12 protein-coding genes are annotated in these 13,658 nt (G+C 75.9%); 4 read left to right on the top strand and 8 right to left on the bottom strand.

Features of this window, described 5'->3' with window-relative positions; all coding sequences use genetic code 11:
• Positions 1 to 98: 98 nt before the first annotated feature.
• The 3 genes from WAA21_RS05230 to WAA21_RS05220 all read left to right on the top strand — a co-directional run bounded on the left by WAA21_RS05230 (position 99) and on the right by WAA21_RS05220 (position 3,052).
• Positions 99 to 410 carry a DUF4235 domain-containing protein gene (locus tag WAA21_RS05230; RefSeq protein WP_336921711.1) on the top strand — a complete coding sequence of 104 codons (312 nt, stop codon included), beginning with the start codon at positions 99 to 101 and terminating at the stop codon, positions 408 to 410.
• Between the two features lie 49 nt (positions 411 to 459).
• Positions 460 to 606 (top strand): hypothetical protein, encoded by a 147-nt coding sequence (locus WAA21_RS05225; RefSeq protein WP_336921710.1) that lies wholly within the window; start codon positions 460 to 462, stop codon positions 604 to 606.
• Positions 607 to 697: 91 nt separating this feature from the next.
• Positions 698 to 3,052, top strand: a complete 2,355-nt coding sequence (locus WAA21_RS05220; protein WP_442893230.1) for a (Fe-S)-binding protein — start codon at positions 698 to 700, stop codon at positions 3,050 to 3,052.
• 9 nt (positions 3,053 to 3,061) lie between these two features.
• On the opposite strand, the gene WAA21_RS05215 is transcribed toward WAA21_RS05220, so the two are convergent.
• From WAA21_RS05215 to dcd, 5 genes are all read right to left on the bottom strand, one after another.
• The gene (locus WAA21_RS05215) at positions 3,062 to 5,653 is read right to left on the bottom strand and encodes a putative bifunctional diguanylate cyclase/phosphodiesterase (protein WP_336921709.1); all 2,592 of its coding nucleotides are present in this window, start codon (positions 5,651 to 5,653) and stop codon (positions 3,062 to 3,064) included.
• A 100-nt stretch (positions 5,654 to 5,753) separates the two neighbouring features.
• Complete coding sequence (locus WAA21_RS05210; protein WP_336921708.1) at positions 5,754 to 7,406, bottom strand: S8 family serine peptidase; 1,653 nt, start codon at positions 7,404 to 7,406, stop codon at positions 5,754 to 5,756.
• Between the two features lie 171 nt (positions 7,407 to 7,577).
• Complete coding sequence (locus WAA21_RS05205; RefSeq protein WP_336921707.1) at positions 7,578 to 8,186, bottom strand: EAL domain-containing protein; 609 nt, start codon at positions 8,184 to 8,186, stop codon at positions 7,578 to 7,580.
• 65 nt (positions 8,187 to 8,251) lie between these two features.
• Positions 8,252 to 9,151 carry a hypothetical protein gene (locus tag WAA21_RS05200; protein WP_336921706.1) on the bottom strand — a complete coding sequence of 300 codons (900 nt, stop codon included), beginning with the start codon at positions 9,149 to 9,151 and terminating at the stop codon, positions 8,252 to 8,254.
• 5 nt (positions 9,152 to 9,156) lie between these two features.
• Positions 9,157 to 9,735, bottom strand: coding sequence for a dCTP deaminase (gene dcd, locus WAA21_RS05195; protein WP_336921705.1), 579 nt, complete (start codon positions 9,733 to 9,735; stop codon positions 9,157 to 9,159).
• Positions 9,736 to 9,911: 176 nt separating this feature from the next.
• Here dcd and WAA21_RS05190 point away from each other — a divergent pair, with 176 nt between their 5' ends.
• The gene (locus tag WAA21_RS05190; protein ID WP_336921704.1) at positions 9,912 to 11,666 is read left to right on the top strand and encodes a diguanylate cyclase domain-containing protein; all 1,755 of its coding nucleotides are present in this window, start codon (positions 9,912 to 9,914) and stop codon (positions 11,664 to 11,666) included.
• Between the two features lie 19 nt (positions 11,667 to 11,685).
• On the opposite strand, the gene WAA21_RS05185 is transcribed toward WAA21_RS05190, so the two are convergent.
• The 3 genes from WAA21_RS05185 to WAA21_RS05175 are packed head-to-tail and all read right to left on the bottom strand — an operon-like array spanning position 11,686 to position 13,618.
• Entirely contained in the window at positions 11,686 to 12,132 is a 447-nt protein-coding gene (locus tag WAA21_RS05185) for a VOC family protein (protein ID WP_336921703.1), read from the bottom strand.
• A gap of 47 nt (positions 12,133 to 12,179) precedes the next feature.
• A complete protein-coding gene (locus WAA21_RS05180) occupies positions 12,180 to 12,530 on the bottom strand; it encodes a DUF3140 domain-containing protein (protein ID WP_336921702.1) in 351 nt (116 codons plus the stop codon).
• A gap of 56 nt (positions 12,531 to 12,586) precedes the next feature.
• Positions 12,587 to 13,618, bottom strand: coding sequence for a LacI family DNA-binding transcriptional regulator (locus tag WAA21_RS05175; protein WP_336921701.1), 1,032 nt, complete (start codon positions 13,616 to 13,618; stop codon positions 12,587 to 12,589).
• Positions 13,619 to 13,658 lie beyond the last annotated feature (40 nt).

Below are 13,658 nucleotides of genomic sequence, written 5' to 3'. Positions count from 1 at the left end.
GGTCCGAACTTGAGCCCGCTCGACTCAGCCTCTGCCCCGGCGGTGGGTCGGCGGTGGACCGTGTTGCCGCCGCTGCCGGTGCGCGGCAGGGTCGGGACATGCCGACCTTCGCCTGGAAGCTGATGTCCATCGCGTTCCGCTTCGCGGCGCTGGCGGTCGTCAACAAGGTCCTGCTCAGCGGCTGGAAGGCCGTGACGGGGCGCGAGGCGCCGGAGGAGCCGGAGAGCCCGGAGGTGCGCGCGGTCGACGCCATCGTCTTCGCCGCCCTCAGCGGTGCGCTCGTCACGGCGGTCCGCACGCTCGCCGTCCGCCAGGTCGCCGCCCGGGCCCAGCGCAAGGGCAAGGGGCTGCCGGAGGACATGCAGACCCCCTACACCGGCGACGCCACCGCCCCGCGCCGCCGCCGCTGACCCTCCGCCGCGCCAGCGGTCCCGCGCGCGGCGCACGTACCCTGGTGGCGTGCTGAGGTTCCTGCGCGGCCGGACCGCGGACGGCGACGTCGCTCCCGCCGCCAAGCTCGTCGCGCTGCTCGTCGTCGTCGGCATGCTCGCCGTCGCCGCGCCCGTGCTGTTCCGCGGGCTCGCCTGGGTCGCATCGCTGCTGTAGGCCACGGCGGCCCCGACCCGGCCCCGACTCGGCCCCGCTCGGTTACCCACGGGTAACATGCGAGGCTGGGCGCAGCCGGAAGGAGCTCAGCGTGGACTCTCTGCAGGTGCTGCAGACCGTCGCCCTCGTCGTCGCGCTCGCCGTCACCGCCGCCGGGGTCGCGCTCTTCGCCGCCACCCTCGCGCGCACGGTGCAGGTGCTGCGGCTCGGGCAGCCCGACCCCACGCGCACCGACGCGGTGGGCACCAGGCTCGTCACGACCGTGCGGGAGGTCGTCGGCCACACCCGGATGCTGCGGCGCCGCTGGGTCGGTGCCGCGCACTGGCTGGTCATGGTGGGCTTCGTGGCGCTCGTCGGGACGCTCGCGACCGCCTACGGGCAGCTCACGGACCCCGGCTTCGTGCTGCCGGTCGTCGGCCACCTCCCGCCGTACGAGTGGCTCGTCGAGGGCATCGCCTGGCTCACGGGCCTCGGCATCGTGACGCTCGTGGTCGTCCGGCAGGTGCAGGGCCCGCGCGCGGCCGACGAGCCGCGCCGCTCCCGCTTCTACCGCTCGACGACGTGGCAGGCGTACTACGTCGAGGCGACGATCCTCGCCATCGTCGTGTGCGTGCTCGCGCTGCGGGCGCTGGAGTACGCGTGGGAGGCCGCCGAGGGGACGGGGACCGCGACGGCCCTGCACTACCCGCTGACCGCGTGGCTCGGCGAGGCGCTCACCGGCGCCTCGACCGGGACGCTGGCCGTCGCGATCACGGTCGTCGCCGCGGTCAAGATCGTCGTGTCGATGGCGTGGTTCGTCGTCGTCGGGCTGCAGCCCACGATGGGCGTCGCGTGGCACCGCTTCACCGCGCCGTTCAACATCCTCCTCAAGCGGCACGCCGGGGGGCGCACGAGCCTGGGGGCCGTCCAGCCGATCCGCGTCGGCGGGGAGGTCGTCGACCTCGAGGCCGCCGAGGACCTGCCCGAGGACGCCGCCCTGGGAGTCGGGGCGAGCACCGACCTCACGTGGAAGGGCCTCCTCGACGTCACGACGTGCACCGAGTGCGGTCGCTGCCAGGACCAGTGCCCGGCGTGGCAGACCGAGAAGCCGCTCAGCCCCAAGCTGCTCATCACGTCCCTGCGCGCCCGCGCGTACGACGACGCGAGCCACCTGCTCGACGGCCGCGAGCGCCCCGAGCGGCCGCTGGTGGGCGAGGTGGCCGGCGGCGGCGACTACGCGGGCGTGCCCGCGGGCGCCGAGCGCGACCCCCACGCCGACGTCCTCGGCTCGCTCGTGGCGGCCGGGGCCTCCGCGGACGGGGCCGCGATGAGCGAGGACGTGCTGTGGTCGTGCACGACGTGCGGGGCCTGCGTCGAGCAGTGCCCGGTCGACATCGAGCACGTCGACCACGTCGTCGACATGCGCCGGCACCAGGTCCTGCTGGCCGACGCGTTCCCCGCCGAGCTCGGCTCGCTGTTCGGCAACCTCGAGAAGCGGCAGAACCCGTGGGGCGTCGGCGCGAAGCAGCGCATGGAGTGGGCGAGGGACCTGCCGTTCCCCGTCCCGGTCGTCGGCGGGGGCGGACCGGACGACGTCGAGGACCTCGGTGGCGTCGACTACCTGTTCTGGGTCGGCTGCGCGGGCGCGTTCGAGGACCGGGCGAAGAAGACGACGCGCGCGGTGGCCGAGCTGCTGCACACCGCGGGCGTCAGCTTCGCCGTTCTGGGCCCGGCCGAGGCGTGCACGGGCGACCCGGCGCGCAGGGCGGGCAACGAGTTCCTCTTCCAGATGCTCGCGGCGCAGAACGTCGAGACGCTGCGCGAGGCCGGCGCGGTGCCGGGCGAGGACGACGCCGAGGGTCCGGGCCCCGCGACGCGCACGAAGGTCGTCGTCACGTGCCCGCACTGCTTCAACACCCTCGGCAACGAGTACCCCCAGGTCGGCGCCGACCTCGACGTCGTCCACCACACGCAGCTGCTCAACCGGCTCGTGCGCGAGGGCCGGCTCACGCCGGTCGCCGCCGCCGACGCCGACCGACGCGAGGTGACCTACCACGACCCCTGCTACCTCGGCCGCCACAACGGCGTCTACTCCCCGCCGCGCGAGCTCATCGAGGCCTCCGGCACGCGGCTGACGGAGATGCCGCGCAGCGGCAGCACCTCGTTCTGCTGCGGTGCCGGCGGGGCGCGCATGTGGATGGAGGAGAGGCTGGGCACGCGCATCAACACCAACCGCACCGAGGAGGCGGTCGCCACCGGCGCCGGCGCCATCGCCGTCGGCTGCCCGTTCTGCCGCGTCATGCTGTCCGACGGCCTCACGAGCCTGCAGGGCGAGCAGCGCGCGCCGGAGGCCACCGAGGTGCTCGACGTCGCCCAGCTGCTGCTCGAGGCGGTCCGGCGCGCCCCGGCGGGACGGGACCGGCACACGACCGGCACGGCGGCGCCCGCGGAGGCCGGCCAGGCCTGAACCGTCGTCCTACCCGGCCGCCACCACGGCGCCCGCGGACGGCGCCCGCGGCGCCGGCAGAGCACCGCCCCTCTGACCGCCCGCGAACGCGGGGTCGGCCGCGACCGCGCGCACCACGTCCGGCACCGCGTCCGGAGGGACCGGTCGGGAGACGAGGTAGCCCTGCACGAGGTGGCAGCCGAGGTCCCGCAGGGCGGCGAGGGCGCGCGCGGACTCGACCCCCTCCGCGACGACGCGCAGGCCCAGGCTCGTCGCGAGGCCGAGGACGGTCCGGACGAGGGCGGTCGCGGTCCCGGCCTCCTCCTGCTCGAGCGCCTGCACGAAGCTCCGGTCGACCTTGAGCTCGTGGACCGGGAGGCGCTGGAGGTAGGCGAGGCTGGAGTAGCCGGTGCCGAAGTCGTCGAGGGACAGCTGCACGCCGAGGGCCGCGACGGCGCGGAGCACGGGCAGCGTCCGCGCCGGGTCGCCCATGAGGCTCGTCTCGGTCACCTCCAGCACGAGCCGTGCCGGGTCGAGCCCCGCACCGGCCAGCGCCCCGGCGACCCGCTGCGGGAGCGTGTCGTCGTCGAGGCACCGCGCGGACAGGTTGACCGCGACGCTCAGCGGCAGGCCGTCGTCCGCCCAGCGCCGTGCCTGGGCGACCGCGGTCGCGAGGACGTGGTCGGTGAGTCGGTCGACCAGTCCCGCGGACTCCGCCAGCGGGACGAAGACGGCCGGCCCGACGGCGCCCAGCACCGGGTGCTCCCACCGCACCAGCGCCTCGACCCCCGTCACCGTCCCGGTCCCGAGGTGGAGCTTCGGCTGGTAGTGCACCGTCAGCGCCCCCTCGTCCAGGGCGCGGTGCAGGTCGCCCAGCAGCGCGAGGCGCTCGACCCGCCCGCTGTCCAGCGAGCGGGAGTGGAGCACGAACCGGCTGCCGGTCGCACGGGCGGCGAACAGCGCGGTGTCCGCGCGCCGCAGCACCTCCTCCGCGCCGGCGCCGTCGTCCGCGACCTCCACCGCCCCGACGCTCACACCGACGCTGAGCAGGACCTCACCTACCGGGACCGGGTCGTGGCTGACCTGCGCGAGGACCTCGGCGAGCTCGACGGGCGGCTGCGACGGCGCCTGCAGCAGGACGGCGAGCTCGCTCGGGCCCGAGCGCGCGACGCTCGCCCCCGGCAGGGGCAGGGCGCGGACCCGCCGGGCCAGCTCCACCACCACGGCGTCGGCGGTCTGCTGGCCGAGCACGTCGTGCACCTCGTCGAACCGGTCGACACCGACCGTGAGCACGACGGGCCGCCGGACCGCCCCGGGCGGCCCACCGAGCTGCAGCTCGAGCGCACCCGCGAGCGAGCGCCGGTTGGGCAGGCCCGTGAGCGCGTCGTGGGTCGCGTCCCACCGCAGCCGGTCGACGAGCTCGGTGTTCTGCAGCGCCACGACCAGGTGGCCAGCCAGGGCCCGCGCGAGGCTCAGGTCCTCCTGCCCGAACCGGCTCACCTCCCCGCCGAGCCGGTCGGCGAGGACGAGGACCCCGTCGCCACCCATGGCGCCGAGGTCGACGACGAGGGCGTCGCGGTGACCGGCCTCGGTCAGCCAGCGTGCCTGCGGCCCGTCCGGGAGGCCGGCGTGGACGAGACCGTCCGTGCGCTCCGGGGGGACCACGACCGGACGGGTGCCGGTGCCGGTCGCGGCCCCGACCGCGGTGCCGTCCTCGGCGTGCAGCCGCACCTCCCCCGCGCCGCCGCGCCACACGAGCTGGGCGGTCCCCGCGCGCAGCAGCGAGCGGACCCGCTCGAGCAGGTCACCGGCCAGCGCCTCGCCCCCACCGACGCTCGCGTCGATGAAGCCCTGCACGAGCTGCAGGTCCGCGTGGCGACGCCGCAGCGTGAGGTACAGGCGGTACGCGGCCGCGCTCCCGGCCGCCAGCAGCACCAGCAGCACCCACCCGACGGGGCCGGCCAGGAGCAGGACGACGCAGACGAGGCCGAGGGCGCTCGCGACGGCCACGGCGACGGCCCCGGGGACGAAGGCCTCGGTGAGGTCGGACCACTCCAGCGGCCCGACGTTGATGCGGATGACGAGGAGGACGAGGGCCGTCATGAGGACGTCGACGACGGCCAGCGACAGGTAGGTGACGGTCGCGGCGCGGACCGTCAGCGACCGGGCCGGCTCCAGGAGGCCGTGCAGCAGGACGGCGACGAGCACCGCGTCGAGCAGGTAGGCCGCGGCGTTGTACGAGGCCTTGAGGGCCGAGCTGCGCTGGAGGGCGAAGGCGACGACGGCCGACGCGACCCGCAGGGCGACGACCCAGTGCGGGGGCAGGAACAGCATCCCGACGAGCAGGGCGGAGCCGGTGAGGGAGAAGCCGTAGGACTGCTGACGGAGCTCGACAGCCGCCTGCCCGAGCTCGCTGAGCAGCAGGACGGCGAGCATCGCCAGCAGCGCCACCGGCAGCGCGGCGCCGGCAGGTCCGGGCAGGAGCGTGCTGTCGCCGACGGGCAGGACGACCAGCAGCCAGCACCCGAGGCAGAGGAGCCCTGCCGACAGCGCGGCCGTGGCCGCCGCCGGGGTGCGTGCGGCGACGACGACCCGCGCCAGTGCGCGTGCCAGCGGGTGCATGCGGCTCCTCGTGGCTCCGGGGGGACGAAGCGACCCCCGATGACGTATCGACGTCTCCGGGGGTCGCCTGTCTGCTGCGAGCGGGTGAGGACGGCCGGGTTCAGGACCAGCCGCCCCCTGTCCACGTGCCACCGAGCCAGCGGGCCCGTGACCACCCGCCGTCCAGCCAGCGCGCGCGGGACCAGCCGTCGTCGAGCCAGCGCGCGCGGGACCAGCCGTCGTCGAGCCACCGCGCCCGGGCCCAGCCGTCACCCAGCCAGCGTGCACGGGACCACCCGTCGTCGGTCCACGTGCCCTGCTTCCAGGTCGTGCCCGCCTGTGCCTGCGCGAACCAGGACGGCCCGTCCCACGGCTGCCCGTTCACGTCCATCTCGCCCTCGAGGGCGATGCCCGAGGCCTGGTGCACGAGCACCGACCCGCCCCGCGCGAGCTGCAGGGAGCCCGTCGCCGTCGCCTGCGCGTGGGTCTGGGGCGCCGCGCGCAGGACGGCCACCGCCTCGGGCCTGCCCCGGCCCGCCTCGTCGAGCAGCTCGAGGGCGGCCTCGACGTCGACCTGCCCGGCACCGGCCGCCCGGCGGTCGGCGTGCTTGACCTCGGAGGCCGTGGCCAGCAGCACGGCCTTGACCTCGTCGGGGGTCAGGTCCGGGTGCGCCTGCAGCAGCAGCGCGGCCGCACCGCTCACCACGGCCGCCGCCTGCGAGGTGCCGCTGCCGCGGAACAGCCGGCCGGTGTCGTCGCCGGAGACCCGGCCCTCGGGGTGCTCGGTGTCGACGAAGGAGCCGGGGTCCCGCAGCGACGCGACCGAGCGGCCGGGTGCGAGCAGGTCGACGGGGCGCTCGGCGCTGCCGCGCGAGGAGAAGTCGGCGACGCGCGGCTTCTTCTGCCAGCCGTCCACCTTGCCGTTGGGGTCGCTGGACCCGACGGCGATGACGTAGGGGTCGATGGCCGGGTTCGTGAGCCGCCCGTCGCGCTCCCCGTCGTTGCCCGCCGACACCACGACGACCAGACCCGCGCGCCAGGCGTTCTGCGCGGCCGCCGCCAGGGGGTCGACGTCCGCGGCCTGCAGCGCGGTCGTCCCGAAGGACAGGTTGACCACCCGCACGTCCATGCCGGCGTCGTCCTGGTGCTGCACGACCCAGTCCAGGGCCGCGATGACCTGGCTGACGTCGGTGCTGCCGTCGGTGCTCGCGAGCTTGAGCGCGAGGAGCTGCGCGTCGGGGGCGACGCCGAGCTGCTGGTAGGGCTTGTCGGGCTTCGGCTCGCCCGTCCTCGGGTCGACCTTCACGCCGTCCCTCGCCGCAATGATCCCCGCCATGTGGGTGCCGTGGCCGTACGTGTCCGCGTCGGTCACCGCGGGCTCGGCGTTCGCCTCGAACGACAGGTCGGGCCCCTGCACGACCTTGCCGGGGGCGTCGAGACCGCGGACGGCGGACACCCCCGAGTCCACGACGGCGACGGTCACGCCCCTGCCCGTGACGGCGTGCCCCGAGGCGTCGGTCCGGTCCCACACCTTCCGCGCGCCGATGGCGTCGGTGATCGTGTAGAGGCTGCCGGGGTCCTTCTTCGCGTCGTTGTCGCCGGTCCACTGGTCGATCGACGACCTGTCGGCCTTGGCGTCGCCCCACTCCGTCCCAGGAGGCGGAGGCGGTGTCGTCGCCGCCGTCGCGGGCGTGGTCACCGCGCCCGTCACCGCGCCCGCGACGACGCACGTCGTCAGGGTCGCGGCGACGAGCCGGCCATGGAATCGACCCATCCGTGGGTCCTCACTCTCGGTGGTTGGTTGAAGCCTGTACGTGAGGCTTGCACGGCTCCGCCCATCCCCGACAGGGGCGAGCCACCCGCTCGGCGCAGCCGCGGCAGCACGGCCACCCGCTCGGCCCTGCGACGGCGCCCGGACGGCCCGGCGGGACCCCGGCCGAAGGCGTCAGACGAGGTCGGGCGCGGCGAGCAGGTAGCCCTGGAAGAGGTCCGCACCCGCGGCGAGGGCCTCCTGCAGGTCGTCGAGGGTCTCGATCCGCTCGACGACCACGACGACGTCCGGGCAGACCTCCCGCGCCTGCGCGACGACGGCGGCGAGGCCGGCCCGCGTCACCGCCTCTAGGTCGACCTTGACGTAGTCCGCGAGCGGCAGCAGCGCGTCCCGGTCCCCCGGACCCGCCCAGTCGTCGAGGGCGATGCGGTACCCGCGCGCGAGGAGGTCGCGCACGCCCGCGACCACCTCGTCGTCCGCGGTGACGCCCTCGAGCACCTCCACGACGATGCGCCCGTTGGCGGCGGGCAGCGCGTGGGCGCCGACGAGGTAGGCGCGCGGGGTGTTGAGGAACAGCAGCCCCGGGTCGTCGACGTCCATCTCCCGGTGCAGCAGGTCGACGACGGTGCCGGTCGCCTGCTCGTGGTCGGCCTCGGAGGTGAGCACCGGCGCCACGTCGGAGGGCGGCTCGCGGTACAGCAGCTCGACGCCCACCGGGGTGCCCGTGGCGTCGACGATGGCCTGGGAGGCGACGCCCGGACCCACGGCGGGCTCCGACGACATGACCGGAGTATGGGGCCGTCACGCCTCCGGGGGGGAGGCCTCCGGCAGAACCCGCGCCGACGACCTCAGACCTGGTAGCGGTCGACGAGGAACCCGTCGGCGTCGACCACCACGCCGCCGCCCAGCTCCGCGAGGGTGCGGGTGACCGCCGCGATCGGTCCGCGCACCCGCTCGCGGCACGCGAGGGCGACGCCCTCCAGGTGCTCGGCGAGGTGCCACTCCTCCTCGGGCGCCACCCAGCGCACGTCGTAGACCGCCATGGGTCCCGCGCCGAACGACTCGCCGGCGACGGCGGGCTCGGGACGCAGCGCGACCTGCCCCTCCACGACGACGGCCCCGGCCGGGCCGACCGGCAGGTGCACGACGAAGGGCGTGCCGTCCGGCTGCTCCAGCGCCGCGGGCGAGGCGTCCCCGCCGACCGCGACCGTGACCCCCTCGCCCTCCTGCGCGCACACGGCCGCGACGTCGGCCGGGCGCACCCACGTGGGCGAGACGACCCGGGTCTCCAGGGCCGTCGCGTGGTCCGGCACGAGCGCCTCGTGCTGGCCCGTCGGCCGCACGGCGCCGTCGAGGCGGCGGGCGAGCGCGAGCAGCAGCTCGAGCCCCGCGAGCTCCGCCCCCGTGGGCAGCCCGTCCGGGAAGGCCCGGTGCAGCCCGTCCGGACGGCGCGCGGGCGGCGACGGCTCCCGGGCGCCGCGCTCGACCTCGAGGTCGTAGGCGACCGACCAGGGGGTCGGCACGTCGGCGGAGACCGCGGCCTCGGTGCTGAGCTCGTGCGGGCCGTGCAGCGCGGCGCGGCCGTCGAGGTCCGCCGTCCCGGTCCCGACGAGGTCCGAGAGGGGGTACCAGCAGCGCACGAGGGCGTCGACCTGGTCGACGCCCACGACCGTCGGCACGAGCAGCAGGTGCCGTCGCCGGAGCGGCTCGTAGGGGTCGGCGACGGCGCGGCGGCGCAGCCCGGGCACCGCGCTCAGACCTCGCTGCGGTGGAAGTTCTGCCACGACCGGCTGGCCGTGGGCCCCCGCTGGCCCTGGTATCGGTTGTGCCGCCCGTCGCCGGAGCCGTACGGGTGCGCCGCGGGGCTCGACAGCCGGAAGAAGCACAGCTGGCCGATCTTCATGCCCGGCCACAGCGCGATCGGCAGCGTCGCCATGTTGGACAGCTCGAGGGTGACGTGCCCGGAGAAGCCGGGGTCGATGAACCCGGCCGTGGAGTGCGTGAGGAGCCCGAGGCGGCCGAGGCTCGACTTGCCCTCGAGCCGAGCGGCGAGCCCGGGCCCGAGCGTCACCTGCTCGTAGGTCGAGCCCAGCACGAACTCGCCCGGGTGCAGCACGAACGACTCCCCGGCCGGGACCTCGACGAGCCGCGTGAGGTCGGGCTGCTCGACGGCCGGGTCGATGAGGCCGTAGCGGTGGTTGTCGAACAGCCGGAACCACTTGTCGACGCGGACGTCGACGCTGCTCGGCTGGACCATCGTCGCCTCGAACGGCTCGAGCACGATCTCGCCCGCCGCCACCGCGGCGGCGACGTCGGTGTCGGAGAGGAGCACGGGACGACGGTAGCCCGTCCCGACGGGCCGGCACCGCCCACCACCGTCTCCGGTGCGCGGGTCGACGCCGCGGGTGCGACGGCCGGCTGCCGGCTCAGGTCCGGTCCCCGGCGTACCGATATGCCGGAAGGGGCCGAGCGGCCCCTCTCGACCCGACCGAACCGAGGAGGCGCCCCGTGGCCCCACCCGCGCGCCTCGCGCGCTGCCTGGGTGTCGCCCTCGCCGTGGCCCTGGCGTACGCGGCCGCCACGTACCTCGGCCGCGCGGCGCGGCCCGAGGACTCCCAGGTCGCGCTCGCCTGGCCCGCCGCCGGGGTCGGGGTGTCGCTGCTGCTGCTCCTGCGGCGCGCCGCCGCCCGACGCGCCGCCCTCGCCGGCCTCGTGCTCGCCTCGTTCGCGGTCAACGCCGCCACCGGCCTGCCGCTGCTCGCCGCCGCCGTGTTCGCCCTCGTCAACGGCGGCCACGCCGCGCTGGGTCACCACCTCGTCGTGCGCTTCGTGCCCGACCGGGCCCTGCGGTCACCGCGGGACCTCACCGGCCTCCTGCTCGCCTCCGCCCTCACCGGCCTGGTGAGCGGCACCGCGTCCGCGGTGACGGCCACGTCCCTGCTCGACGAGCCCCTCGGCGAGGGGCTGCTGCTGTTCGTCGTGCGCAACGGCGGCACGATGCTCGCCGTCACGGCCGTCGCGTGCGCGCTGCTCGCCCGGGGCCGGCCGCGCTGGCCCGGTACCCGCCCCGCGGCGGAGGCGGCCGGCATCGGGGCGGTCGGCGTCGGCCTGTACGTGCTGCTCTTCGTCCTGCCCGTCGACCTGCCGCTGCTCTTCCTCGCGGTGGCGGTGTCGGTGTGGGCGGGCAGCCGGGTCGGCGTCGCGACGACCGCGGTGCTCGGCCTGCTCTGGTCCTCTCTCGCCGTCGCGTCCGCGGTCGCGGGCTACGGCGTCCTCGGCGCGGTCGCCGACGTGCAGGTGCGCGCGGTGCTCGTGCAGTCCCTCGTCGTGGTCGTGACCGTGGTCGGGCTCTCGCTCGCGACCGGACGCGCCACCACGCTCGCCCTCACCGCGGAGCTGGCGCGGTCCCTGGAGCAGCTGCGCCAGGCGACCGACGCCGCGGTCATCGGCAAGGCCGTCGTGGTCCGCGGACCCGACGGCGGGTGGTCGCTCACGCGGCCCAACCCGGCGCTCGTGCGCCTGCTCCGCCGCGACCCCTCGGCCGTGCGCTGGCGCGAGCTCCTGCACCCGGACGACTCGCTGCGGCTGCGGGCCGTGCTGGACCGGCTCGCCGACGACGGTCTGGAGACGGCAGAGGTCGAGGTGCGGCACCGGGTCCCGGGCCAGGGCCTGCTGTGGACGCAGGTGCACCTGTCGCTGCTCCCGGACTCCGACGGCGGAACGTCGGTGGTGGCCCAGGTCGTCGACGTCCACGAGCAGCGCGCCGCCCGGGAGCGGCTGTCGCGGCTGGCGCTGCACGACCCGCTCACCGGCCTGTCGAACCGGGTCCACCTCACCGAGGAGGTCGACCGCCTGCTCGCGGACCCGCGCGTGCCGGGCGTGGCGGTGCTCTTCCTCGACCTCGACCGCTTCAAGGCCGTCAACGACGGCTACGGGCACGAGACCGGCGACCGCGTGCTGCAGCAGGTGGCGGACACGCTGCGCGCGACCCTGCGCCCGGACGACGTGGTGTGCCGGCTCGGCGGCGACGAGTTCGTCGCCTGCTGCCCGGGGGTCACCACCGCGGAGGACGCGACCGCGGTTGTGGGGCGCCTCGAGCGCGCGCTCCGGACGTCGCTCCTCGTCGACGGCCGGGACCTCGGCCTCGCCGTCAGCACCGGGGTCGCCCTGTCGGGGGCCGGTGACGACGCCGCGTCCCTCGTGCGCCGCGCGGACCGCCTCATGTACGAGGTCAAGCGCTCGCACAGCGCGCTGCCCCGCTGAGGACGGCCCGCCGGCCGCCTCACTGCACGCAGAGCTCGTTGCCCTCGGGGTCGGCCATGACGACCCAGCGTTCGCCGCGCTCGCTGCGGTCGGCGAGGACGCGGCCACCGGCGGCCTCGAGCTCGCGCACGCGCGCGTCGACGAGGGCGCGGTCGTGGTCGGGACCGCTGACGGTCACGTCGAGGTGCACCCGGTTCTTGGCGCTCTTCGCCTCGGGGACCCGCTGGAACAGCAGCCGCGGGCCACGACCCGCCGGGTCGACGAGCGCGGCGAAGCCGTCGCGCTCCTCGGCGGGCACGCCCTGCTCGTCGGCCCACGCGTCCCACGTGTCGTACCCGGGCGGCGGGGGCTGCTCGACGTAGCCGAGCGCCAGCGCCCAGAACCGGGCGAGCGACGGCGGGTCGGCGGCGTCGAAGGACACCTGGACGCGCGCGCTCACCTGGTGCTCGGAGGCCGTCGGAGTCATGACCGCACGGTAGGGTCAGCCACCGACAGCGCGGCCGCGTGCCGGCGCTACTTCTTGAGCGGGTCGTGGCCCCAGTTCATGAGGCTGTAGCGCCACCGCGTGTCCTCGACGTCGCCCTCCGGACGCTGCTTGCTGTGACGCGCGACGTAGCCGACGACCTTCCTCATGTGGGCGACGTCGTCGTCGGTGAGGTCCGCCTTCTTCGTCTCCTTGATCTCGACGATGCGGCGCCCGCTCGCGTGGCCCGTCGACTCGCCGCCGCCGGAGGAGTCCCCGACCTCCTTCGACTCGTCGGTGTCGAGCCACTCGCGCAGCTCCTTGGGGGTCATGTTGACGGCGTCCTCGAAGTCGCGACGGACCTCGTCGAGGTCGTCCGGCTGGCTGCTGCTGTCCGACATGCCCCGACTGTCGCCCGCGCGGACGCGGGCCGCCACCGCAGGGGCCGCGTGCCCGCCTACCGGGGCGGGGGAGGAGCCGTGCTCCGGCGACGCACGAGCCGCGGCGCCACGGTCCGCGACGGCACGCGCCCGAGCTCGACCGCACGCCCCTCGAGCAGGGACAGCAGCGTCGCGATGCTGCGCTCCCCCACGTCGCCGAAGCCCTGCCGCACGCTCGTGAGGCCGGGCCCGTAGAACTCGGCCTCCGGCACGTCGTCGAAGCCGCCGACGCTCACGTCGCCGGGCACGCGCCGCCCGGCCTCCTCCAGCGCGCGCAGCACCCCGAGGGCCACCTGGTCGTTGGCGGTGAACACGGCGGTCACGTCCGGGTCGGCGGCGAGCGCGCGGCCGCGCTCGTAGCCGCTGCGGGCCGACCAGTCCCCCCGCACCACCTCGGGCACCGGGCGGCCGGCGGCCTCGAGCATCTGCCGCCAGCCGACGACGCGCTCCTCGGCCTCGAGCCAGTCCGCCGGACCCGCCACGTGGTGCACCGTGCGGTGGCCGAGGGCGAGGAGGTGCTCGGTCATGAGCCGGGCGCCCTCGGCCTGGTCGACGCACACGATCGGCAGGTCCGCGTCGAGGCCGCCGTCGACCGCGACGACCGGCAGGTCGGCCGGGAGCTCGAGCATCGCGTCGGCGGCCGTGCGCTGCGGGGCGATGACGACGACGCCGGCCACCCGCAGGCTCTCGAGGTAGCCGAAGGCCTCCGAGACGGCCTCCGTCGACAGGTCGGGCAGCGAGGCCACGGTGACGGAGTAGCCGTGCGAGCGGGCGGCCTGCTCGATCGCGAGCATCGTGCTCGCGGGACCGAAGAGCGTCGTGCCCGCCGCCACCACCCCGAGCGTTCGGGTGCGGCTCGTCACGAGCGTGCGGGCCGCGGCGTTCGGCCGGTAGCCGAGGGTGGCGATGGCCTCCTCGACCCTGCGCCGGGTCTCCTCGCGCACGTGCGGGTGGTCGTTGAGCACCCGCGAGACCGTCTGGTGCGAGACGCCCGCGAGCCGGGCCACGTCGTGCATGACCGGTGCTCGGTCGGGTCTCTGCGCGGCCACGGCTCCTCCTGTGCTGCGGAGGCTACCGGCGCGACGCCGA

It is taken from the genome of Aquipuribacter sp. SD81, assembly GCF_037153975.1.
Classification (GTDB): domain Bacteria; phylum Actinomycetota; class Actinomycetes; order Actinomycetales; family JBBAYJ01; genus Aquipuribacter.
Note: the sequence above shows the minus strand (reverse complement) of the source record. Positions and strands in the feature narration are given on the sequence as shown.

Bases quoted from the DNA above. Each gene is read 5' to 3' on its own strand.
- WAA21_RS05230 (WP_336921711.1), top strand. From the start codon at position 99: ATGCCGACCTTCGCCTGGAAGCTGATGTCCATCGCGTTCCGCTTCGCG.
- WAA21_RS05215 (WP_336921709.1), bottom strand. From the start codon at position 5,653: ATGCACCCGCTGGCACGCGCACTGGCGCGGGTCGTCGTCGCCGCACGC.
- WAA21_RS05210 (WP_336921708.1), bottom strand. From the start codon at position 7,406: ATGGGTCGATTCCATGGCCGGCTCGTCGCCGCGACCCTGACGACGTGC.
- WAA21_RS05205 (WP_336921707.1), bottom strand. From the start codon at position 8,186: ATGTCGTCGGAGCCCGCCGTGGGTCCGGGCGTCGCCTCCCAGGCCATC.
- WAA21_RS05185 (WP_336921703.1), bottom strand. From the start codon at position 12,132: ATGACTCCGACGGCCTCCGAGCACCAGGTGAGCGCGCGCGTCCAGGTG.
- WAA21_RS05180 (WP_336921702.1), bottom strand. From the start codon at position 12,530: ATGTCGGACAGCAGCAGCCAGCCGGACGACCTCGACGAGGTCCGTCGC.